The sequence below is a fragment of the Petrocella sp. FN5 genome, from assembly GCF_029210395.1.
Classification (GTDB): Bacteria; Bacillota; Clostridia; order Lachnospirales; family Vallitaleaceae; genus Petrocella.
In genome coordinates, this window is the sequence record NZ_JARGDP010000008.1 from 21,911 (window position 1) to 43,886 (window position 21,976).

General features: G+C 38.0%; 22 protein-coding genes. 11 read left to right on the plus strand and 11 right to left on the minus strand.

Translation table 11 applies throughout. The features are described from left to right. Positions 1 to 161: 161 nt before the first annotated feature. On the minus strand, positions 162 to 1,043 hold the full coding sequence (locus P0N36_RS03910; protein ID WP_275841526.1) for an ADP-ribosylglycohydrolase family protein: 882 nt from the start codon (positions 1,041 to 1,043) through the stop codon (positions 162 to 164). Positions 1,044 to 1,229: 186 nt separating this feature from the next. Here P0N36_RS03910 and P0N36_RS03915 point away from each other — a divergent pair, with 186 nt between their 5' ends. From P0N36_RS03915 to P0N36_RS03930, 4 genes are all read left to right on the plus strand, one after another. Further along, complete coding sequence (locus P0N36_RS03915) at positions 1,230 to 2,147, plus strand: methylenetetrahydrofolate reductase (protein ID WP_275841527.1); 918 nt, start codon at positions 1,230 to 1,232, stop codon at positions 2,145 to 2,147. A gap of 141 nt (positions 2,148 to 2,288) precedes the next feature. Then, entirely contained in the window at positions 2,289 to 3,086 is a 798-nt protein-coding gene (locus P0N36_RS03920) for a transporter substrate-binding domain-containing protein (protein ID WP_275841528.1), read from the plus strand. An 18-nt stretch (positions 3,087 to 3,104) separates the two neighbouring features. After that, entirely contained in the window at positions 3,105 to 3,851 is a 747-nt protein-coding gene (locus P0N36_RS03925) for an amino acid ABC transporter permease (RefSeq protein WP_275841529.1), read from the plus strand. 9 nt (positions 3,852 to 3,860) lie between these two features. Further along, a complete protein-coding gene (locus tag P0N36_RS03930; RefSeq protein WP_275841530.1) occupies positions 3,861 to 4,583 on the plus strand; it encodes an amino acid ABC transporter ATP-binding protein in 723 nt (240 codons plus the stop codon). Positions 4,584 to 4,641: 58 nt separating this feature from the next. On the opposite strand, the gene P0N36_RS03935 is transcribed toward P0N36_RS03930, so the two are convergent. From P0N36_RS03935 to P0N36_RS03945, 3 genes are all read right to left on the minus strand, one after another. Then, positions 4,642 to 5,064: an aspartate carbamoyltransferase regulatory subunit gene (locus P0N36_RS03935; protein WP_275841531.1), complete on the minus strand. Its 423-nt coding sequence runs from the start codon at positions 5,062 to 5,064 to the stop codon at positions 4,642 to 4,644. 1 nt (position 5,065) lies between these two features. After that, positions 5,066 to 5,980 (minus strand): aspartate carbamoyltransferase, encoded by a 915-nt coding sequence (pyrB, locus tag P0N36_RS03940; protein WP_275841532.1) that lies wholly within the window; start codon positions 5,978 to 5,980, stop codon positions 5,066 to 5,068. Positions 5,981 to 6,089: 109 nt separating this feature from the next. Further along, the gene (locus P0N36_RS03945) at positions 6,090 to 6,335 is read right to left on the minus strand and encodes a hypothetical protein (protein ID WP_275841533.1); all 246 of its coding nucleotides are present in this window, start codon (positions 6,333 to 6,335) and stop codon (positions 6,090 to 6,092) included. Positions 6,336 to 6,663: 328 nt separating this feature from the next. Here P0N36_RS03945 and P0N36_RS03950 point away from each other — a divergent pair, with 328 nt between their 5' ends. Continuing rightward, entirely contained in the window at positions 6,664 to 7,791 is a 1,128-nt protein-coding gene (locus P0N36_RS03950; RefSeq protein WP_275841534.1) for an HD-GYP domain-containing protein, read from the plus strand. Here P0N36_RS03950 and P0N36_RS03955 read toward each other — a convergent pair. After that, complete coding sequence (locus tag P0N36_RS03955; RefSeq protein WP_275841535.1) at positions 7,786 to 8,844, minus strand: NAD(P)H-dependent flavin oxidoreductase; 1,059 nt, start codon at positions 8,842 to 8,844, stop codon at positions 7,786 to 7,788. The two genes, P0N36_RS03950 and P0N36_RS03955, sit on opposite strands and share 6 nt — an antisense overlap. A 257-nt stretch (positions 8,845 to 9,101) precedes the next feature. On the opposite strand from P0N36_RS03955, the gene P0N36_RS03960 reads away from it, so the two are divergent. The 3 genes from P0N36_RS03960 to P0N36_RS03970 all read left to right on the plus strand — a co-directional run bounded on the left by P0N36_RS03960 (position 9,102) and on the right by P0N36_RS03970 (position 12,731). Next, positions 9,102 to 10,502 (plus strand): MFS transporter, encoded by a 1,401-nt coding sequence (locus P0N36_RS03960; protein WP_275841536.1) that lies wholly within the window; start codon positions 9,102 to 9,104, stop codon positions 10,500 to 10,502. Between the two features lie 91 nt (positions 10,503 to 10,593). Beyond that, a complete protein-coding gene (locus P0N36_RS03965; protein ID WP_275841537.1) occupies positions 10,594 to 10,782 on the plus strand; it encodes a hypothetical protein in 189 nt (62 codons plus the stop codon). Positions 10,783 to 10,829: 47 nt separating this feature from the next. Beyond that, positions 10,830 to 12,731, plus strand: coding sequence for a DUF2207 domain-containing protein (locus tag P0N36_RS03970; protein ID WP_275841538.1), 1,902 nt, complete (start codon positions 10,830 to 10,832; stop codon positions 12,729 to 12,731). 84 nt (positions 12,732 to 12,815) lie between these two features. Here the strand turns inward: P0N36_RS03970 and P0N36_RS03975 are convergent, their stop codons facing one another. Continuing rightward, on the minus strand, positions 12,816 to 13,163 hold the full coding sequence (locus P0N36_RS03975) for an ArsR/SmtB family transcription factor (protein ID WP_275841539.1): 348 nt from the start codon (positions 13,161 to 13,163) through the stop codon (positions 12,816 to 12,818). A gap of 27 nt (positions 13,164 to 13,190) precedes the next feature. Then, complete coding sequence (locus tag P0N36_RS03980; protein ID WP_275841540.1) at positions 13,191 to 14,105, minus strand: alpha/beta hydrolase; 915 nt, start codon at positions 14,103 to 14,105, stop codon at positions 13,191 to 13,193. Between the two features lie 165 nt (positions 14,106 to 14,270). On the opposite strand from P0N36_RS03980, the gene P0N36_RS03985 reads away from it, so the two are divergent. From P0N36_RS03985 to P0N36_RS03995, 3 genes are read left to right on the plus strand one after another with little or no spacing between them, the layout of a single operon-like run. Then, positions 14,271 to 14,981 (plus strand): ABC transporter ATP-binding protein, encoded by a 711-nt coding sequence (locus P0N36_RS03985; protein ID WP_275841541.1) that lies wholly within the window; start codon positions 14,271 to 14,273, stop codon positions 14,979 to 14,981. Further along, complete coding sequence (locus P0N36_RS03990; RefSeq protein ID WP_275841542.1) at positions 14,978 to 17,335, plus strand: ABC transporter permease; 2,358 nt, start codon at positions 14,978 to 14,980, stop codon at positions 17,333 to 17,335. The genes P0N36_RS03985 and P0N36_RS03990 overlap by 4 nt, the downstream gene beginning before the upstream one ends. Beyond that, positions 17,335 to 18,714: an HlyD family secretion protein gene (locus tag P0N36_RS03995; RefSeq protein ID WP_275841543.1), complete on the plus strand. Its 1,380-nt coding sequence runs from the start codon at positions 17,335 to 17,337 to the stop codon at positions 18,712 to 18,714. Before P0N36_RS03990 ends, P0N36_RS03995 begins: the two co-directional genes overlap by 1 nt. 80 nt (positions 18,715 to 18,794) lie before the next feature. Here P0N36_RS03995 and P0N36_RS04000 read toward each other — a convergent pair whose 3' ends face one another. From P0N36_RS04000 to P0N36_RS04015, 4 genes are all read right to left on the minus strand, one after another. Then, positions 18,795 to 19,766 (minus strand): LPXTG cell wall anchor domain-containing protein, encoded by a 972-nt coding sequence (locus P0N36_RS04000; RefSeq protein ID WP_275841544.1) that lies wholly within the window; start codon positions 19,764 to 19,766, stop codon positions 18,795 to 18,797. A 161-nt stretch (positions 19,767 to 19,927) separates the two neighbouring features. Continuing rightward, a complete protein-coding gene (locus P0N36_RS04005) occupies positions 19,928 to 20,152 on the minus strand; it encodes a hypothetical protein (protein ID WP_275841545.1) in 225 nt (74 codons plus the stop codon). A 189-nt stretch (positions 20,153 to 20,341) separates the two neighbouring features. Then, on the minus strand, positions 20,342 to 20,581 hold the full coding sequence (locus tag P0N36_RS04010; RefSeq protein ID WP_275841546.1) for a hypothetical protein: 240 nt from the start codon (positions 20,579 to 20,581) through the stop codon (positions 20,342 to 20,344). Positions 20,582 to 20,738: 157 nt separating this feature from the next. After that, complete coding sequence (locus P0N36_RS04015) at positions 20,739 to 21,965, minus strand: BTAD domain-containing putative transcriptional regulator (RefSeq protein WP_275841547.1); 1,227 nt, start codon at positions 21,963 to 21,965, stop codon at positions 20,739 to 20,741. Between the last annotated feature and the right edge of the window lie 11 nt (positions 21,966 to 21,976).

Sequence of the window (21,976 nt, forward strand, 5' to 3'; positions counted from 1 at the left end):
CAAAACTTCAACACATTCAACAAACTTAACACAAACTTCAACTCAATAGAGTATATTCAAATTATAACACGAACATACGTTCGTGTAAATAGAAACAAAAAAAGTCTCTAAGCTTATATCACTTAGAGACTTGCTTGACCCATTAATCATAGGGGTATTATTTATTCAAAAACAGATAAAGCTTCCTTAATTGTATCCTTAGCGTTTAAGTCTTCAATCCACTTAGAAGGAAGTTTGTCATAGCCCATATAAGCACCTAGAACCATACCAATGTACATGCCACGAGCTGCAGAATCACCACCGGCATAAGCGTTTTGAACCAGTGCTTCAACAAAATCATTCTCATATTTGACAATGAGATATATGGAAGCAGGGAATCCAAATTCAGCAGAACAACTTTGACCGATGGCTTTGATGGTAGGCACGGGTGGTTGGTCAATATTGGTCAAACCTTGGTCCACATAAGCCTTTATGATATCAGAGGATTCCGGATAAATCAGTTCTAAGGCTTCAGAAGGGGTCTTGCCGGACAAGATATGCTCAAGCAATTGATAGGTGAAAAGTACAATGGCATCTAAAATCTCATTGTTGTGGGTCAAATGGGTTTGAGCTAGAAGATCATCAACAGTCATATTGGCTAGAGCAAAAAGAGGTCCGCTTCTAACAAGACCACCAAGCTCCATAGAATCAGAACCAATGAACCCATCACCACGTGTTAGAATATCTAAAGAAGTTTTGGTTGCATGATCCAGGTAGAGGGTATTATATTTGATAAAGTTTATCCAGTCCTCCTTGAAATTTGCCAAATCAAAACGTTGATAGCTTGCCAGATGTTTAAGAAGCATGAGAGATTGGTCACCATAATGGGTAAAATCTCCGGCACCCTTAATAGAATGATAAGGGGTGGCAGGTTCCATAAAATCAGTTAAAGGTGCAAATTGTTGTTCTATTAGATTAGTATCATATATCCAGTGGGGACCGAGTGCCAAGGCATCCCCGATGAAAGCGCCATAGATTAAGCCTTTTTGTTGATTGGTTAACATATAAATCAACTCCTTTCAAAAGTTGTAATAAATCTCTATAATTCAGTCTAGCACAACTGAATTCATTTTAAAAGAGACAAATGAGAATTACAATCAAATAAAACGAAATTCTGTGGAAGATGTTTTCAAATCTAAGGAATTGAGATATAATGGTTTTGACAATGCATTATAGAAGAAAGGGAGAGTATGTTAAAAGATAAAATATTAAACAGAGAAAGCGGTATTGTTTTCTACGGATTGACACCTCCAAAATCCAACAATACAGATGAGCAGATTGAAGCCATATCTAAAAAACACATCGCCAGAATCAAAGGGTTGGATATAGATGGTGTGATTGTTTATGATATACAAGATGAAACAGAACGCACCCATGAAGAGCGACCTTTTGAATTTATACATACGGTGGATCCATCTTTGTACTCTAGACACTACTTAAAAGAATTAAATGTACCTAGAGTGGTTTATCGGTGTGTCGGTAACTATATTGAAGAAGCTTTTGTAGAATGGCTTAAAGATGGCGAAGATCAATTTACGGTTTTTGTCGGTACAGCAGCGACCCATCAGGAAGTGGGACTTAAGCTGGATGCGGCCTACAAACTCAGACAACAACATAATGAAGACATGATTCTCGGGGCGGTCACCATACCGGAGCGTCATAGACTTCTAGGTGATGAGGATCAGCGTGTTGGTTTTAAAATATCCAAAGGCTGTCGTTTTTTTGTATCTCAAGCCGTTTATGATCTAGAAGCTTCCAGAAAATTCTTACTGGATTATAAGCAGTATTGTTTGGACCATGAGATGGACATGGTTCCGATTATTTTCACATTAACACCCTGTGGCTCAACAAAAACTCTAAAATTTATTAAGTGGTTGGGTATCAGTGTACCTTCTTGGTTAGAGAACACTTTATTGTCTTCAGAAGAGATGTTATCTAAGTCCATTCAGTTGATTACAGTCATCTATAAGGAACTCACAAAGATTGCAAAAGCGGAAGGCATACCCATTGGTTGTAATATTGAAAGTGTTTCTATACGTAAGGAAGAAATAGAGGCTTCTATTGTATTAGCCAAAGAGATTACAGCCTTTGTAAAGAATCAAAAATAAGTCAATCATCTATTGACAGATGTAAGTGGTAACAGTATAATCTAAATAAATACAGTCAATAATGATTATCAATAAAGCCTTTTAAAAGGCTTTTCATTTAAGAAAATTCATCGAGCACGATTGAATTTAGGAGGTTATCTCATGAAAAAAAACAAAAAATTAATAGGTATTTTAACGTTAGTCGGCATACTTGTTTTCGTTATAGCAGGATGTGCAAAAGAAGAGGAAATCTTAAAGGTGGGCATGGAACTTAAGTATCCGCCATTTGAGACTGTTGACGAAGAAGGTAACCCGACAGGCGCTTCCGTTCGATTGGCAGAAGCCTTAGGAGAACATCTGGACATGAAGATTGAGATTATTGATACCCCCTATCCAAGTTTGATTCCTGCTCTTGAATCGGGTAGTATTGATATCATCATATCGTCTATGACCATCACAGCAGCACGTCAAGAGATTGTTGATTTTTCTGACCCATACACCACCAGTCAACTCATGATGTTGGCTCATAAAGATTCTAAAGTTAAGTCGCCGGCGGATTTGAATGATCCGGAAGTGATTATTGCTTCGAAGTCAGGCACCATAGGGGCTTTATGGGCAGCATCAAATGCACCCCTAGCTCAGGTATTGACTTTGGAGGAAGAAGTAACCGCCGTACTGGAAGTGGCTCAAGGCAACGCGGATGTGTTTATTTATGACCCATTATCAATTATCAGACATCAAGAAAATTATCCGGATACAACAGTAGCGATTCTAGAACCACTGCCAAATACTCAAGGGTGGGGTATTGCCCTTCGAAAAGGTGAGGATGAATTCAAGCAACAGTTAAATGAGTTTATCCAAAAAGCCAAAACAGATGGCACCTACGATGCTATTCGTGCCGAGTTTTTAGATGATAAGATTAAAGAATTCGAAGATCAAGGCTTAGACTTTTTCTTCTAGAGAAAAAGAGGTAATTATATGAAAAACATGAGAAAGACATTTGGGTTTGTGGCAGCACTGGTTATATATTGCGTGTTTTTCTATTATGTCATGACAAAAGATATTGGTAGGGCTTGGAACTTTGAACCCTTTGGCGCATATAGCTTTTTTATATTTAGAGGTTGGCTGACAACCATTTATATTAGTTTCATAGCTTTGTTATTGGCCCTTTTCATTGGCTTGATTCTATATTTGATGGAGCAGACGAACTTTTCTATATTACATTATCTGGCCGTCATTCATAAGAATATTATTTTCGGAACACCTTTATTGGTTATAGCGATTGTTGCCTACTATTATATTGGCAACGCTTTTGAGATTAGGTCTAAGATTCTGGTAGGTACGATAACACTGGGACTCTATATTGGGGCCTATGTATCGGACATTTACAAAGGTGCTATTGAATCCATTCATATTAATCAATGGCAGACCGCCAAGATGTTTGGATTTACAAGGTTCAAGACTTACAGGTACATTGTTTTTCCACAAGTTATTATAAGCATTCTTCCGCCTTTAGCAGGACAGTTTGCACTAACCATAAAAGGCAGTGCACTCTTGTCCTTTATGGGCACCAGTGAATACTATAATCGGGTTAACAATGTTATTGCCAACACATATCTAAACAGAGAGGGCTTTTTGATTATGACCCTTGGCTACTTGCTTATTACCATACCTTTGATTAAATTGGTACGGTATCTGGAAGTACGTTTGAATTACAAGAACTGAGGTGTAACTATGAAACTTAAAATCGACAACCTCGTGAAAAAATACGATGGCAAGATCATTCTAAACGCCATGTCCATGGATATTGAAGACGTTCAAGTGCTGGCTTTGATTGGTGCTTCCGGTAGCGGTAAATCCACATTACTTAGGTTGATTGCAGGTCTTGAAACATTTGAAAGCGGTGATATAGCCATCAATGATGATTGGATGAGTCGGGAAGATATCAGAGACTATAGGAAAAAGGTGGGCTTTGTCTTTCAAGATCACAATCTTTTCTCTCATTTATCCATTTTTGAGAACATCAGTCTGATACTTGAGAAAGTGCACGGACAAAAAAGAGAAGTTTTTACATCGGAAATATTAAGTCTCCTGACTTACTTTGGATTAGATGAGCATAAGGATAAGTTGCCCCATCAAATCAGTGGGGGTCAGTCTCAAAGGGCTTCTATTGCAAGGGCTTTGTCTATTAAACCGGAAATTATACTTTTAGATGAGCCAACATCATCTTTGGATCCAGTGTTAACTTGCGAGGTGCTTTATGCAATTAAGAAGTTAGTGGATGAAAAGAAAGATGTCATATTGGTCACCCATGAAATAGGTTTTGTGAAACACGTTGCGGACTATGTTATATTCATGGATGAAGGTCGAGTGATTGAGCAAGGTAGGGACATATTATCCAATCCGAAAACAGAAGCTTTACAAGCATTTTTAGGTAAGGTATTGAGCTTTGCATAAAAAGGTAAAAGAAGAAAGTGCTGATTACAGCACTTTTTTCTTTTACCCATTTATTGATTTATAGCTTGGCACGGGTATTGCAAAACTCACATCGGTACTCTTTGGTTTGCGGATTGACCAGATGGAAAGTGGTATCGACGTTGTGCTCGGTGGTGGTGATGCACCTAGGATTCTTGCAGGATAAAATACCGACCACTGTCTTTGGCAACTTAATTTGTTTCTTTTCAATAACCTGACCATTTTCAATAATGGTAATGGTTAAGTTAGGATCAATGAGACCCAGAACATTAAGATTAAGATCAATAACATTGTCAATTTTTATAAGATCTTTTTTACCCAGTTTGTTGGAATGGACATTACGAATCAGGGCGGTTGGATAAGCAACTTCTTGTAACTTTAATTCTTTGAAGATCTTATAGCCAAGGCCGGCCTTAATGTGATCAATGACAATACCACGGTGTATTCCGGTGATTTCTAACATATTAAGCACCTCCCAGTAGTTTTAGAATCAAAGCCATACGAACGTACATACCGAACTTGGCCTGTTTGAAGTAGACAGCTCTTGGATCATCGTCCACATCGGAGCAGATTTCATCTACCCGTGGAAGGGGGTGCATGACAATCATATCCTCCTTGGCAGAGGTCAACTTATCTTTGGTTAAGATGTAATAACCCTTAAGTCTTAGGTACTCTTCTTCGTTAAAGAAACGCTCTTTCTGGATTCGAGTCATATAGAGAATATCCAGTTGGTCGATGACTTCATCTAGATTGTCGGTCAAGGCGTAAGAACCGGGCGCTAAGTCTTCAAGAATATAATCGGGTATGGTTAACTCGGTAGGTGATATGAAGATGAAGCGGATATTTTCATACTTGTTTAGAGCCTTAACCAATGAATGGGCGGTTCGGCCAAACTTTAGATCACCACAAAGACCGATAACTTGATGGTTGATGGACTTTTTGAGGGACCTTATGGTAAGTAGATCGGTAAGGGTTTGGGTAGGATGTTGATGACCACCGTCACCGGCATTAATGACCGGTATGTTGGCGTTTTTGGAAGCCAGCTTTGGTGCACCTTCTTTTGGATGACGGATGACGGCAATATCTGCATAACAACCGACGGTACGTATGGTGTCGGCAATACTTTCGCCTTTGGATACGGAGGAGGAGTTGGGCTCGGAAAAGCCGACAACTTGACCCCCAAGTCTAAGCATAGCGGCTTCAAAACTGAAACGGGTTCTGGTAGAGGGTTCATAAAATAGGGTAGAAAGCAGTTTTCCCCGACAAGCATCCAGATAGTTAACTTCATTGGTCATAATCCGGTCAGCTAGGGTAAAAATTTCTTCCTGTTCTTCTAAAGAAAAATCATTGGACTCAATTAGATGTCTTCCTTTTAACATAATTATCTCCTTTTTAGCCTCTCTGTGCTAGATTAAAGGTATCTTATAAGAGTTGCAAGTGTCATTGTTCATGAATAATAAAAGACGATACGGCTGCATCGTCTTTTGGTTACTGTGATAATAAGGCACTAACAAATCTGTTGGCATTATCTTCAAATAAGAAAAAGCCGATAGCATCGGTAGGTTCAGCTTTAAAACCACTTGAGGATGTCAAGACCTTCATGACGTCCAGTACATCCATTTCAGATGCATTGCAAAATTCAGCAAAGGTAAGGTTGACACCATCTTTTTGGATATAAACGATAAAACCTATGGGTTCGGCCGTTATCAGGGGTGAGAAGTCTGTCGTATTCATGTGATTGCCTCCAATAAGAATAATCCGCAGAAGTGGCTAAGTCCAAACCGATGAACTATAAAAGTTGAGGGGTAGGAAAGCTATTATCATTTTATCATTGGATTGATAAAATGTATAGGGTAAAATAAAGAATATAGATACTTAAATAGAGTTAAGTGTTAAACTGTTTACTTAATCCTTAAGGTTTAGTATATTTAATGTATGATTAAGGCGTTAAAATTACATAGATAAACTTTCGCTTATAATAGATATAAATTTAGTGAAATATAGTTTGACCTTTAACCATGTAGATTAGAAATAACTAGAAAGAGTATTGGGGCGTGATACTATGAGACTGGTACCGATTGGTTCTCTTAAAAATGATAGCATCGTAGCAAAAACAATTTATAACGAAAGAGGCAGTGTACTGCTTAAGTCGAATGTTAGTTTGTCAGAAAACTTAATTGAAAAACTTAGAGATAATGGTATCATAAGTGTTTATATTAAAGATGACTATAGTTTAGGTGAAATACAAGATGTAATTTCCCCAGAGCTTAGGAACAAAGCGGTTAGGGAAGTGAAGCAAGTCTTTGAAATGGTCCAAAGGGACTTACATGATCAAATAACGGAGCTACAAAAAGAGAAAAAATCCATCAAAAAAAGATTGAACATGATGGCAGATCAAAAGTATTTTGATCAGATTAGTGGCGTGATCGATGATATGATGGAAGATATCGGAAAAAACAAAGATGCTATGGTGGGTCTTGTGGATATCAAAAATATGAATGGCTTTTTATACCAACATGCCGTTCAAGTAACTGTCTTATCTTTAGTTGTAGGCATCGACATGAAATTGGGAAGACAGAATCTAAAAGAATTGGCTATTGGAGCCATGCTGCATGACATTGGTTTGGCCATGATTGACCATAATCTATGGGTTTATAAAGAGGATTTTACAGAAGAAGAGAAGAAGATTTATAAAAGTCACGCAGGGCTGGGGTATGAATTTATTAAAGAAAACACCATGTTAACCGGTGCCAGCATCATACCAATCTTGGAGCATCATGAGACTTATAATGGTGAAGGTTATCCAATGGGTAGAAAAGGTAATAAAATTCATAAAAATGCAAGAATCGTATCCGTAGCCAATGTTTATGATAAAATGACATCAGGTATTGACGGAACATTTATCCAACCCAGTGAGGCCATTGAATATATTATGGGTAACTCAGGGGAAACAGGCCTGTTTGATATTGATATTGCCAGACGTTTTGTGAGGCGGGTGGTGCCTTATGCGATAGGCAGTTATGTAATGCTTTCTAATCAGGAGATGGCCGTGGTCGTGGGCTATAATGTAAATAACCCACTTAGACCCATCTTGAAAGTGATTGAAGAAAACAAAAAGTTAGATGACCTTAAGAAAATCGATTTAATGGCCCATGAAAATTATAAACTAACCATTATTAAGACTTTATAAGGCAAAAGCCGGGGATAATTCATCGAAAATAGCTTGAACGGTGGTCATCTCATTCACACGAAAGGCATTGGCACCAACAAAAACCAAACCTTCGTCCACCCGTCCTTCAACGGCATCAATAAGTGCCTTGGTGATACAAAAAGGCGTTTCGGCCGGATTACATTTATGAATGCATTTATAACAGCGGTCAATCTTAACTTTTTGAGTGGCTTCGACATGTTTGAGAAAAGGATTGTTAAGAGCTCTTCCAGGTAAGCCGACAGGGCTCATCATGATTTTGATGTCTTTTTCTGTGGCATCTAAGTAGGCTTTCTTATAGGTGTCTGAGGCATCACATTCCTCAGTGACAACGAATCTTGTACCGATTTGCACGCCCTCTGCACCTGCATCTAAGACTTCTTTGATATCATGAACATCATAGATACCACCAGCGGCAATAATCGGTATCTTAAGTCCAACTTCCTTAAGGTGGGCCGTTAGTTCAGAAACGATGTCAACCAAACTTTGATTGCTACCGTCGATTAACTCTTCATATTTAAAGCCAAGATGACCGCCGGCTTTGGCGCCTTCTACCACAATGGCATCCGGTGTTTTATCGTATTTTTTCTTCCACCTTTTTATAATCAGTTGTGCACCCCTTAAAGAAGAGATAATGGGTACGATTTTGACTTTTGAATCCTTAACGAGGTCAGGTAAGTCAAGTGGTAGACCGGCTCCGGATATAATCATATCCACTTTGGCTTCAACAGCAACCTTCACAAATTCTGCATAGTTTTGCATGGCCACCATAAGATTGACACCAATGACCCCTTTTGGTGCATTGGTTTTTGCTTTTATGATTTCATTTTTTAGAGCCCTTTTGTTGGCTTCTATGGGGTTGCTTTTAAAGTCATTTTCCAGATAACCAATTTGGGCACCAGATATAACACCAACACCACCAGCGTTGGCCACAGCTGCAGCTAGGCGGGATTTAGATACACCGACGCCCATGCCGCCTTGTATAATAGGTACTTTTATGGTTAAGTCTCCGATTTGCAGTGCTTTTGTATGCATAAGAATCTCCTTAATTACTTTGAGTGTCAAACTATTTTATATTCTACCATAAAACATGTAGTATTGAAAGCTATTTCTTATAGTAATGAATATGAATTTTTTGTAAACATAAATTATGACCTATGGATTAAATTTAGGTTAAAAATTAAACACATGCCTAGGATAAAACAATGGAATTTGATATACTGAGTCGTACCCATTTTTATCGATAACCTCCAGGTCGATTGAGCTCATAAAATTATGAAAGTTGAGTATGTATGATTAATACAAAGGATAAACTGACGTATGGCGTTGGAAATGTTTCAAATGGCATTATATTACAAGCACTAACATCTTATTTGGTTTTTTTTGGAACGACGATATTAGGTTTATCAGGAACGATTATTGGTCTGGTAATAGCGGTTAGTGTCCTTTGGGATGCGGTTAGTGATCTATTAATCGGTCATATGTCGGATTATGCGGCTAGTAAAAAATTCGGCCGAAGACATCTGTTTATGATTGTAGGTACCTTTGGACTGGTGATTTTTAACGGACTCTTATGGAGTATTCACCCTTCTTGGTCCTACAACTTAAAAGTATTTCTTCTGTTTATTTGTGTCATGATGGTCAAAACCTTTATGACCATTTTAGTAACACCTTATAACGCTCTTGGCGCTGAATTGTCCAGTGACTATCATGAAAGAACTTCCATTCAGGCCTATAGAACCGTATTTTTTATTCTTGGTGTTGCCTTTACCACCGTTGCCGGTATGGTATTTTATTTTAAACCGACGCCTTTGTACCCCCTAGGTCAGTTGAATCCGTTAGCTTATCAGCAGTTGGGTATCAGTCTATCTCTGATTGTTTTGATTTGTGCCGGTATTGCCACTGTTACCACGCTAAAATACATACCTTATTTGCCCAAAAACACAAAAGTGACTAAGAAGAGCACGATTAAGCTCATGATTATGGAATTCAAAGTCATTCTTGAAAATAAGAATTATCTATATGTTGCAGGGGCTTATTTATCTGCAAACATTGCGACAGCAATTGTGGGTGCGGTTGGGCTCCATGTCTATACCTATACGTTTAAAATTAATAATTATGGTATTGGTATCCTTTTTGGGGTCATGTTTGGTCTTAGTGTGCTTTCTCAACAGTTCTGGGTGGCATATACAAAAAAACGGGATAAAAGAATGTCTGCATTGTTGGCGGTTAAACTATCTATTCTAAGCTCGATTTTTTTCATTATATTGGTGTTGTTTAGGGATTATGTCATTGCCCATCCCATATGGATGATGGCTTATGTTATTCCTTCAGGTATCGGTATCGGAGGATTGATTACACTACCATTTTCCATGATTGCAGATACAGTAGATGAAGAAGAACTGATGACCGGTCATCGGTCGGAAGGTTTATATTATGGTGGTCTGACCTTTAGTTACAAGATATCTCAATCGGTTGCCATATTTTTATTAGGGGTTATTTTAGATTTGGTTGGCTTTGACTCAAGTCTTTCCGTTCAACCAACAGCGACTGTGGTCGGATTAGGACTTGTAGTCGCCTTTGGTACCTTGGTGGCTTTGTTTATGGCCTATTATTTTTACAGACGGTATGCTATGACAAAGGAAAAGGCAGAAGCTATTCAAAAAGCCATTGAAGCCATGGCGACGCGTTAATTATATATGGTTAAAGTGTCAAAACGATACACCTTAACCATATATAGTTATAAGTGTAAATTAAAAATACAAATATGAAGGAGGAAGAAAAATGAATGCAGTAGCAGGTATCGGATTATCAATTTTCTTAGTTATTTATGCGGTTTTTGTACTAGTCCTAGTTGGGTTATCATTATTTATAATGGTATTGGGTATTAAGATAGCCTTTAGAGCCATAAAAGCATTGGATATTTACATAGAGAAAAATACAATCGTTGAAGACAAAACGGAAATATTGTAAATCAAAATGTTATTTTTGCTAGAGAAATAGAGAATGGGGTGGATTAGGTGATTAAAAAGTTTTTTTTGACGCTATTTTTATTGCTTATTGTAGGTTTGATTGCTATTGGCATCTATGAAAATCAGCAAGGCATTCTAAACGCCAATGGTAGAAAATCCATACTAAAAGATCTGCATTATGATGTGACAATTATGAAAGATGGCAAAGCTTATGTTGAGGAATATCGTACCTATGCATTTCTTCAAGGTGATTTCTCCAGAGGCTTTTTGGACGTAGAAGGTTCTATTGATCAGGTGGCGGTCTATGATGGCGAGACGCCTTTTATAAAAATGGAGGGTTTTGATACCAATAGACCTGAGGGCTATTTTGCAGTGCAACCTTCGGGAAGCGGTACAAGGGTTGAGTGGTATTATAGAGTCGATGAGAAGACGACAAAAACCTTTAAAATAACCTATCTCATACCGGAAGTAGCTACAATATATAACGATTGTGTGGATTATTTTCACAAATACGTCAGCAGCAACAATGTATATAAAATCAAGAATCTGTCGGTGACAGTGCATCTACCGGAAGGGGCTAACACAGATAACACAGAGATTTGGGCCCATGGTCCAAGTGGTGGTAATCTGTCTTTTCTAGATGATCGTAAGGTTCAGCTTCAGATGAAAAATGTGCCACCCGGTGTATTTATTGAGGCACGTTTTCTAATGCCGGTTGGGGTTATTCTAGGTAATCATCTAAGGATAGATCAAAACCGTTACGAAGTCCTTCGTGATATGGAAAATAAGGCTGCAGAAGAAAGTACGAGAGAAAGAAGAATAAATGGTATTATAAATCTATTGGCCATGATGGTGTCCGGAACCATCATTCTTTTACCTGTTGGTACCCTTATTCAATATCATAGCAAACTGAAACGGTTTAAGCCGACCTTATCACCGACATATTATAGAGATTTACCTTCTAACATCTATCCGGCAGAATTGGACCGATTGTTGCATTTTTATAACGGCAAAGAAAATATTTCCAATCAAATCTCGGCTACTTTGCTAGATCTGATTCACAAAAAAGCCATATTTGCCACGATTACAGAAGAAGCGTCAACTTTTGGTAACAAAAGAGATACTGTTTTTACCAATCAGTTAACCCAGTGGGATGCCTTGGCACCTCATGAAAAAATACTAATGGCATTCATATTCATCACTGTAGGTGGTGGGACAGGAACAGTCACACTTAAAGGTATTAAGAAATACTGTTCGAATAAAAAGTCAAATAGTGAGGCTTATGATTTTTATTTGGATTTTGAAAGCAAAGTCAGCAGTAAACTTAATAGCAGAGACTTTATTGAGACAAAACGTAATGTATTACCCAAAATTATAACCACATATGTGTTGATCTATGTTATTTTAATGATCCTACCTATGGTCTTGGTAAGTCAGGTAAAGGCCTTAGAGGATTCGCCAATATATTATATATCCATAGCCAGTGTTATTGGTTTTATGATTACAATTATTTTTGGAGGTAAGACCAAAAAGCTTTTAACTCAAAAGGGTGAAAATGAGTTGGCTCTCTGGCAGGCTTTTAAAAAATTTCTATCAGACTTTACGACTTTTGAGCAAAAAGAATTACCGGAGTTGTTTATGTGGGAAAAATACTTGGTGTATGCGACGGTTCTTGGTGTGGCAGGCAAATTACTTAAGCAGTTGTATGCCAAGTATCCCGAACTTACCAATGTGGATTATGATTCAAGACTTCTATATTTAGCCTATTATAATAGAGGTTATAATAATTTTGAAGGCTTTAATGATATTGGAAAAACCATGAGTGAAGCCATGAGAGATACAGTGAATATCGCTCAAAAAGCCGCATCTAAAGGTGGCGGTGGTGGCTTTTCTTCTGGTGGTAGTGATGCCGGTGGCGGTTCCGGTGGTTCAAGTGGCGGCGTGGATTAACGGAGAAAAAAGAGGCTCTGCCTCACGCTTCTTTGCACGTGTGCATATTTAAAGTTTTACTATTTGATAGTAAGAAAATGGGCTTTAGTCACTTTCTTTTATGTGACTAAGGCCCATTTCATATATGATTTGTACATGTTCATCATTGATACTATAATAAACCCATTTACCTTCTTTTCTGGATTTGATAAGTCTTGCCCTTTTTAGTATGCGTAGTTGGTGAGACACAGAGGATTGGGACATTTCTAAGACTTCTGTGATGGTTCCGACACACATTTCCCCCTCAAGTAGAGCACTAAGAATCTTGAGTCTTGTAGCATCGCCAAAAATCTTAAAAAAATCACCTAAAGCATCCAAAGTCTCAGGGACTTCGAGGGCTTCTTTTACTTGATCAACAAAACCTTCATCGGCACAACATTTTGAATGGTGCATGCATTTACCTCCTTGGTTTATGATGTATTATTTCTTCAAACCTATTTGCTTAAGAAAATCATAGACAACATCTGTATAATGTTCATTGTCAACGATAATTGAATTAGCATGGTCGCCATGTGTTGATAAATAAAGCTCTCGAACACCTTCTAGTTTGTGCTCATACAGATTCACAGAGTGTTCATAAGGAATATAATGATCTTGGGCACCATGAATGAATAAGACGGGTGTATGGACATGCTTCATTTCGGAGATGGGTGATACATCTTGGTAGAAACCTTGCCCCATAAGTCGGTTGATAATGGAGGCACCGTACAAACCTAACCAAACAGGTAACTTATTTTCAACCTTTATTCGGTATTTTAGAATGGTCAATAAATCTGCGTAAGGGCAGTCAGCTACTACAAAATCAAGGTTGTCATATGTAGCTATGTGCTGTAATGCAATTGAAGCGCCCATAGATTCGCCATGAGTACCAATAATTCCATTAGAACCAACTTTTTCTCTGACCCAACAGACGACATCTTCAAGGTCATGCTTCTCATAGTAGCCATGGGTAGTGGTCCTACCCCCGCTCTCACCGTGGTTTCTATGGTCGTAAGCGATAATATTGAAGCCTAAATCATAATAAAGTTGAAAATACTTTAAAGCGCCAAAGATGTTGGAAGTGATACCGTGAGAGAGAATAACGGTTTTAGTAGCACCTTTGTATGGAATCCAGTAGGCAAACAAATCGTAGCCAAAAGAAGATGGAATCATAACAGCTTCCTTGGGCATACTGCTAATCAGTATATCATTGTAGCTGCCTTGTTTTATATCAAAGTCATAGGCCTCTTCGTGGGTGAATATTTGTGGCTTGGCCACATTTTTATAGACATGATAGCTCAGTACACCATAAGCACCTGTTAATGCCATTGTTAAAAATCCTAATCGTTTCATCATCAAACACCTCCATAGTTTTCACTCTACTTTCATTCTATAACAACCCCTCTAAAATCACAACCATTTAACCTATTATTTCGAGATAACATGGCAATGATATGGTAATGAAATATAATAAATGATATGATAATCATAGACTGTATATGCTTGGAGGTTTGAACAAAAATGGATAAGGAGAAAATTCTAGAAGTACATAATCTGACCAAAGAGTATCAAATGGGTGAAGTGGTTGTCCATGCCCTAAGAGGTGTGGATATGGAACTATATGCAGGTGAGTTTGTGGTTATTTTAGGTCCTAGTGGATCTGGGAAAAGTACCATCTTAAATATCATCGGCGGTATTGATACCCCAACAAATGGAAAAGTAAATTATAAAGGAACTGAGATAGGTGATCTAGATGAAAAAGCCTTAACCAAGTATCGTCGTGAAGCGATAGGCTTTGTATTTCAGTTTTATAACTTGGTACCGAACCTGACAGCGAGAGAAAACATACTTCTTGCCTCTGAGCTGTCGGATGAAGCCATTTCTGTGGATGATTTATTAATAGAAATCGAACTTGAGGATCGTGGCAATCATTTTCCTTCTCAATTATCTGGCGGACAGCAACAAAGGGTGGCCATTGCAAGAGCCGTAGCGAAGAATCCTGCCATACTCTTATGTGATGAACCAACAGGCGCTCTTGATGTGACCACAGGCATTGGTGCCCTCAAGGTATTACGTTCTTTTAACCGAAACTATAAAAAGACAGTGGCCATTATTACCCATAATAAGTCAATTGGTGACATGGCAGATCGGGTTTTTTATGTTAAAGACGGTGTTATTGAAAAAGTTGTCGTAAACGATCATCCCATGAATCCGGAGGAGGTGAACTGGTGATTCTTATTAAGAAAGCCATTCGTTCCATGTTACGGCATAAGAAGGCTTATATTTCCTGTATTATACTGATGGCTTTAGGTGTTTGGACCTATACCACTATGAATACAGCTTTATTGGAGATCGAGAAAGGCAAAGACGGTTATTATGAAGAACAACGTCTGGGCGATGCATTTGCCAGTGTGGCTCAGATTCCCAAAACAGCACTACCTTATCTTGAAGCCATTGAGGGTATTGACCAGGTAGACGGTAGAGTAGTAGAGACTTTTCGTGTTGTAATGCCGGATTACCCTGATGATGTTATTAAACTAAAAACTATTTCGACGATAATGGACACAAACAATACAAGACTCAATGCCTATATGAGGGAGGGCAATGATCTGGGTTCTATAGAAGATATCCTGATTGGTCATGATTTTTATAAGGCTTATGACTTTGTGCCGGGTGATCGTATAACCATGATTATTAGGCAAAGAACTTATGATTTTACGGTACAAGGATCCATTTATTCTCCTGAGTATGTGTATATCGTTGAAAATATAAATGAATTTTTTTCGGATACAACTAAGTACAATATAGCGTATATGGATGAAATGGTTCTTATGAGGCTGCTTGGTATGGAAGGTCTCTATAATGACTTATCTTTTGCTTTCGAAGAAGGCTATGATTATGATGATGTTAAAGATGAACTGGAGCATGCTTTAAAAAAATATGGATTAATAGAGCTCTATGAACGTGATGATCTTTTTAGTTATTTGATGCTGGAAGAAGAAATATCCAGTGGAAGGTCCATGTCCACCACCCTACCGATGACTTTTGTTGCCATGGCATCGGTGGTTCTATACCTTATGCTCAAACGTATTATTGAGCAGGACCGGACACAGATTGGAACCCTAAAAGCCTTTGGCTATGCCAATACAACCATACTCTACCATTACATATTCTATGGATTTGTAACCGGTCTTATAGGAGCCATAGTCGGTATACTGATTAGTGTGGCAAGCATTGGACCCTATATACAGTTTTATTTGGATTATTACAAAATGCCCATAGGCAATGTGGTGACAGATTATCGATACTATTATATAGGTGGTTTCATGTCAATTATAGGTGGCAGTGTAGGCGCATATTTTGGAGCCAAAAATGTAGTAAAGCTTAAACCGGCAGAAGCTATGCGACCAAAAGCGCCAAGACCGATAAAAAAAGACATTACTCAAGTCATTCCCATTCTTAAACATATTCTTAATAGTAGAGGTTTTATGGCGGTTCGAAACATTACACGTAATAAAATCAGATCGGGTTTTGTGGTCATGGGTATTGTATTTTCTTATAGCATGATGGTGATGATTGGTATGATGAATGGTCTAGTGGATACTATGTTTTATAATCAATTCACCCATGTTCTGAAGTACGATGGTGAGATTGTTTTGAATGAATCGGTACCTTATGCTCAAGGTGTTCAGTCGGCCATGGCTATGGATCAAGTGGATTACGTGGAGGGGATATTAACTTTACCGGTCTTGGTGAGCAAGGGTTTCAAAAAATCGGGTACAGCATTAATTGGAATTAAGGAAGGAAACTATTTATATAAGCTCTACGATGATGAGAGAAACTACAATTTGAAATTAAACCGAGACGGTGTAATACTAGGAAGTATACTGGCAAAAAACCTTGAAGTTAAAAAAGGCGATAAGGTGGTTTTATCCAGCCCTTATATGTCCCAGGACCAGACACTCTACGTTACGGAAGTGGTAAGCCAAAGCATTGGATCTAGCGCTTATATTGACTTATCTCTTTTGGCGGAACTAACAAGTCAAGATATGAAGCTTAATAGCTTGATCGTTCAATCAAAGGATGTGGATGGTATTAGAAAAGAACTCCTATATAGTGGTTCGGTGAGTAAAGTAGAGGGTAAGGATAAGACTTTAGAACTCTATGAAACGCTGTTGGGTTCTTATGATTTTATAATTGTAGTTTTGCAATTTATTGCTATTATCATCGGATTTACCATTATTTATAACACGGCAGTTATATCCTTGTCAGAGCGAAGTAGAGAGTATGCAACCTTAAGGGTTCTTGGCCTTCACATTAATGAAGTGAAGGAGATTATGGGCTTTGAATATTGGATTCTTTGTTTTGTGGGCATTATACTTGGCATACCCTTTGCTCGGGTTTTGAATCAAGGATTGATTAATGCCATCGAGGTGGATGCCTTTGCATGGCCATCGACAATACCAACCAACGCATATTTTGTAGGTGCTGCAGGTTGTATGTTGGCGGTAGCGTTTGCCAACCTAACATCAGTAAAAGCCATTAAAAAACTAGACTTGGTTGAAGTGTTAAAGGAGAGAGAATAATGAAAAAACATATTAAAATCATAGGTATTGGGCTAGTGGCAATTTTTATCATTGGTTATTTCATATATGCTTATTTTCAACCCTTAACGGTTGAGACCCTAACCTTGAGTAAAGATCAGTCGGAGATTTATTTTATTGAAAAAGGTCATATGGTTAATAGTAAAGAAATCTACTTATACCCTGCCATGGCGGGTGAAGTAAAAGAAATACATGTAAAAAGAGGGGATCAGGTAAAGGCGGGGGATGTGTTAGCCAGTATGGACAACACTCAGATGATTCAACAAATATTAGCCCAGGAAGAAATGATTAAAGGTTATCAGGCTCAAAAAAACGGGGCTGAGGTGGATATTCAAGTAAGTATGGACAATATGAGGCTCACTAGAGCTCAATTGGTAGGTCAGTTAAAGGGCCTTGAGGCAGAAATAGGTACAGAAGATCAGAGAGAACTAGAAGCAATGTTAGTAGCCCAAAGTAAGGAGAGATATGAACAAGGTCTTGCGGATCTAGAAAAATATCGATTACTTTTTGAAGAAGGTATCATTGCTGAAAGTGAATTTAATGATTTCAAGACCATGGTGAATGGCTTAGAAGCAGATTATCAAATGAGTCAGGTATCAAAAGTTTCAGGTTCTGATTATTACAAGGGCATGAAAAGTGCTATTCATGCACAAATCAGCAGTATTGATGCCTCGTTAAAGAGAGACCGTCTAACCACAACAGAAGCTTATTATCAGTCTATGATTGATAGTGCAAAAGCAAGTCTTTCGGGCTTAAAAGCACAAGCAGAAGAAATGGATATCAAAGCGCCACATGATGGGTATATTAGTGATATCATGGTGGATGGCACCAACCGTGTCAGTGGAATGGAACCGGCTTTTTTACTCATAGGTGATGGGGTAAGAGAGATACAAGTCAAGGTGAATACCAGAGACATTGAATATGTTCATGAAGGTGATGGGGTTGAGTTAATCTATAACCGTCGTTCGGGAGAAGTGACATTGACAGGTAGAATTACTTACGTAGCAAATAACGCTACAGTTGAGTTATCGCCTCTAGGTATAGAGGAACGAAAGGTTTTGGTCATTATTGAGCCGGAGGTCAACGCGTATCTTGAGACAGGTTATGAAGTGGATGTTAAGTTCATTGTTTTTAATGAACCGGATAAACTGATATTACCTAACAGTGCTTTATATAAAAGAGATGACAAAGACATGGTCTTAGCTATTCGAGATGGCAAGGTAGAAGAGGTGCCCGTTACCCTAGGTTATGAATTAACAGGGCGCACGGTTATTGAAGAAGGTGTTGAAGAAGGTGAGGTTATTATTACGGATTTAGAAGCGAAAGGCCTTAAGGTTGGGGTAAGGGCTAAGTCGTCATAGGTTTCATAGAGATTCAAGAAAACAAGAAGAAGGGGCTGTCCACTGGACAACCCCTTCTTTTTGTTGATTATAAATTTATCTTATGAACTCTTTTTTCTTAGAACAGCACCGATGCCGGTAAGTGCAACACCGATAAGTGATAATGCTTCTAGTGGGATACCACCAGTTTGTGGTAATTCTTCATCTTCAAGAATGGTTATAGGAAGTGCTTCAGCTATTGGCTCATCTAGGATAACTTCTTCGATAGGGGCCACAACTTCTACAACTTCTTCCATCACTGGTTCAGGTAGAGCTTCGGCAATTTCTTCGTCTTCTAGTTCGATTTCAGGAACTTCTACAACAGCAACTCTTCTTCTTCTGGTTGTTGTTGTTTCTTCTTCGACGTCTTCGTCATCAACATCTTCGTCATCAACATCTTCGTCATCAACATCTTCGTCATCAACGTCTTCGTCATCAACATCTTCGTCATCAACGTCTTCGTCATCAACGTCTTCGTCATCAACATCTTCGTCATCAACGTCTTCGTCATCAACGTCTTCGTCATCAATATCTTCGTCATTAACATCTTCATCTTCATCTTCATCTTCATCATCATCATCATCATCATCATCATCAACATCTTCGTCAACATAGTAGAATCTTAAATGACTAACTGAGTTATTACTGGGAACTTCTACGAATCCACCATCACTTAAAGGATTGTAGTAATAAAGATTGCCACCATTGCCTGCTTTTACTGAAACAAAAAGGACTTGTTTAGAAGAAGTTGACCAATTTAATGAAATTATTTCGGAAGTTTCATCTTCTTTAGTCTCTATATCACTAAAAGTCACACTAAAACCACTTACAGTTACTTTATCATTTTTAATAATGCTCTGATTAAATTCTACAAAGTCTATATGCTCTTCAGAATAATAAGAACCAAAATACTCTAAAATCTCTTCGAAATCCAAATGCTGGTCATTACCCGTATATACCATAGGATTTTCAACTACCGCATTTACCGTTACTGTACTGCTTAACATCATTAAAAATACCAATACCAAACTCATTATTTTATGCCATCTTTGTTTTTTCATAATAGATCTCTCCTTCTGAAAGTCGTTGTCCATCTATGGGACAGGTTATTTTTCAGCCTCGTTTTTTATTGGGACGTGGTTACCCTTGTGTTTTACTTTATGTCCTTATTAAACGATAATTTGCCAAATGTCATCTAGGCACTACCTTGTTCTTGTTTGTTCCAATTGCGAATTTCTTGATTTTGAACGATGGGCAGTGCGTTGTGGATGAGGTTCATCAGTTCAAGTTCACTTCTAAAGTGAATCTTTTCTCCTGTGTCAATCCAATGAATCAAGCCTTGATAACTAAAGTGATCTTGATGATAGATTGAAACTAAGAAATTGGTACTTCTTGTTAATTGTACTTTTTGATTTTTCATTTTCTAGCCTCCTATATAGGCTACGCCTATAGGATAAATCAATTGAATAAGACTATTATACCAAAGCGCTGTGACATAAGACGAACATCCTTGTGACATCCTTGTGACGCCATGTTGACAAAATTATAAGAGGCTCAACCAAATTATGGTTGAACCTCTTATTAAAAAATTGAATTGAATAAAGCGAATTTATGAAACACTTATGTTTTCGGTCTGACCCCAGTTTCGCAAGGGTGAATCTTCTGCTGTATGACAAGAAACTGCACTGTGTATAAGCATCATCAGTTCCAGTTCACTTCTAAAATGAATCTTTTCACCGGTGTCAAGCCACTGAATTAAGCCTTGGTAACCATAATTATCGGTATGATGTATCGTAATTAGAAAGTTGGAGCTTTTTATGGGTTGTGCTTGCGATGGTTTATTAGTCATATCATATACCTCCTAATTGAGGAACGCTTGAAAAGGTAGTCTTGGTTATGGTGTTAACTTATTGTAACTTAGTTTTGATCTTTTGACCCTTGTTGAATTATATTATAACAAATGAGCGTTACAATACTGTGACATCCTTATTCGGACTAAACAAAGACTAGAGTGAGGGGGTAATGCTTAGGTCAACTTTCAAACTGTCAATGTGATGAACCGATACAGTGGGGGCAAGGGGGACTTTTGAAACCACTCTTTTTAAGATTTTTTCTGTTAGAACCTCATCCACACCGGGTAGTAGTATAATCATTTGCTGTTCATTCCATTGTGTGAAAGTATCACCTTTTCTTAGTTGAGACATAAGTAATTCCTTTAAAAGTCTTATGCGGTGATCGCGCTGGGCTAAGGTATCTTTGTTAGAGAATTGAAGCGTAAGGACACCGATGCTAAAGTCTTTGCCGCTACGTTCACTTCGGCGGCGTTCTAATTCATAAATAGACTTAAAAACATCCGGCTCACAATAAAAAGCATTTTCAATAAGGTGATTGGATTCAAGTACTTTCATCAGATCATCTTCGGTATAAAGGGTCTGTTGTGTTTGTAGTAGTTTTTTGTAAATGGCTTTCATTTCGTCGGAAGGCTGAATGCCCATCTCACGATCATAGAACGCATTGATGTATATATAATGATCAAAAGCTTGGCGCTGCTCACCTATAACGAGTAGCGCGTCCATTAGGTTAAGGTGAAAAGATTCTTCGTAAATATCCATTTTTATTGCTTTTTGAGATATTCTGATGATGGTATCATAATTGTCTTGAGCCTTTAAAATCTTGATTGCACTGTATATGGCTTTGATGAATCGCCTTCTATATTGATTTCGGATAGGAAAAACCCAATGCTGGTCGGCACACTCCGGTAGATAATCTCCTAGATAAAGGTCGATTGCTTGAAGATATGATTCTAAAGCCAAATCTGGATTTGAATCAATTGAAGCATCACCTTGTTGTATTTGCATCTCGAAGTGGTCGGCATCTAATATAAGTTCGATTTGATCATTCCATTTGTAGTAGCCATTGGTATAGAGGACAGTGGTTTCGTCATCCATTTTCCCATCTTCGTGCAAAGTTTGTCTCAGCCGATGCATTTGTCTGCGTAAGGTACTTCTTGGATCATTATATTCTTCATAAATCCATAATTGATCCATAAGTGCTTCGGGTGTAAATGAACGATCTCTATGGGTCAACATGAACTTATAGAGCTCCCATATTTTTTTTGAGGTAGAAGTAGACGTAATTAGAGAATCGTTATCCTTAATTACATCAAAACGACCCAAGGTATATACAGTATAAGTATGCTTTTGTTTGTATTTAGTGTGCTTTGCTTTAGTCATAATAGACCTCA

Bases quoted from the DNA above. Each gene is read 5' to 3' on its own strand.
- P0N36_RS03910 (WP_275841526.1), bottom strand. From the start codon at position 1,043: ATGTTAACCAATCAACAAAAAGGCTTAATCTATGGCGCTTTCATCGGG.
- P0N36_RS03915 (WP_275841527.1), top strand. From the start codon at position 1,230: ATGTTAAAAGATAAAATATTAAACAGAGAAAGCGGTATTGTTTTCTAC.
- P0N36_RS03920 (WP_275841528.1), top strand. From the start codon at position 2,289: ATGAAAAAAAACAAAAAATTAATAGGTATTTTAACGTTAGTCGGCATA.
- P0N36_RS03925 (WP_275841529.1), top strand. From the start codon at position 3,105: ATGAAAAACATGAGAAAGACATTTGGGTTTGTGGCAGCACTGGTTATA.
- P0N36_RS03930 (WP_275841530.1), top strand. From the start codon at position 3,861: ATGAAACTTAAAATCGACAACCTCGTGAAAAAATACGATGGCAAGATC.
- P0N36_RS03935 (WP_275841531.1), bottom strand. From the start codon at position 5,064: ATGTTAGAAATCACCGGAATACACCGTGGTATTGTCATTGATCACATT.
- pyrB (WP_275841532.1), bottom strand. From the start codon at position 5,980: ATGTTAAAAGGAAGACATCTAATTGAGTCCAATGATTTTTCTTTAGAA.
- P0N36_RS03945 (WP_275841533.1), bottom strand. From the start codon at position 6,335: ATGAATACGACAGACTTCTCACCCCTGATAACGGCCGAACCCATAGGT.
- P0N36_RS03950 (WP_275841534.1), top strand. From the start codon at position 6,664: ATGAGACTGGTACCGATTGGTTCTCTTAAAAATGATAGCATCGTAGCA.
- P0N36_RS03955 (WP_275841535.1), bottom strand. From the start codon at position 8,844: ATGCATACAAAAGCACTGCAAATCGGAGACTTAACCATAAAAGTACCT.
- P0N36_RS03960 (WP_275841536.1), top strand. From the start codon at position 9,102: ATGATTAATACAAAGGATAAACTGACGTATGGCGTTGGAAATGTTTCA.
- P0N36_RS03965 (WP_275841537.1), top strand. From the start codon at position 10,594: ATGAATGCAGTAGCAGGTATCGGATTATCAATTTTCTTAGTTATTTAT.
- P0N36_RS03975 (WP_275841539.1), bottom strand. From the start codon at position 13,163: ATGCACCATTCAAAATGTTGTGCCGATGAAGGTTTTGTTGATCAAGTA.
- P0N36_RS03980 (WP_275841540.1), bottom strand. From the start codon at position 14,105: ATGATGAAACGATTAGGATTTTTAACAATGGCATTAACAGGTGCTTAT.
- P0N36_RS03985 (WP_275841541.1), top strand. From the start codon at position 14,271: ATGGATAAGGAGAAAATTCTAGAAGTACATAATCTGACCAAAGAGTAT.
- P0N36_RS03995 (WP_275841543.1), top strand. From the start codon at position 17,335: ATGAAAAAACATATTAAAATCATAGGTATTGGGCTAGTGGCAATTTTT.
- P0N36_RS04000 (WP_275841544.1), bottom strand. From the start codon at position 19,766: ATGAGTTTGGTATTGGTATTTTTAATGATGTTAAGCAGTACAGTAACG.
- P0N36_RS04005 (WP_275841545.1), bottom strand. From the start codon at position 20,152: ATGAAAAATCAAAAAGTACAATTAACAAGAAGTACCAATTTCTTAGTT.
- P0N36_RS04010 (WP_275841546.1), bottom strand. From the start codon at position 20,581: ATGACTAATAAACCATCGCAAGCACAACCCATAAAAAGCTCCAACTTT.
- P0N36_RS04015 (WP_275841547.1), bottom strand. From the start codon at position 21,965: ATGACTAAAGCAAAGCACACTAAATACAAACAAAAGCATACTTATACT.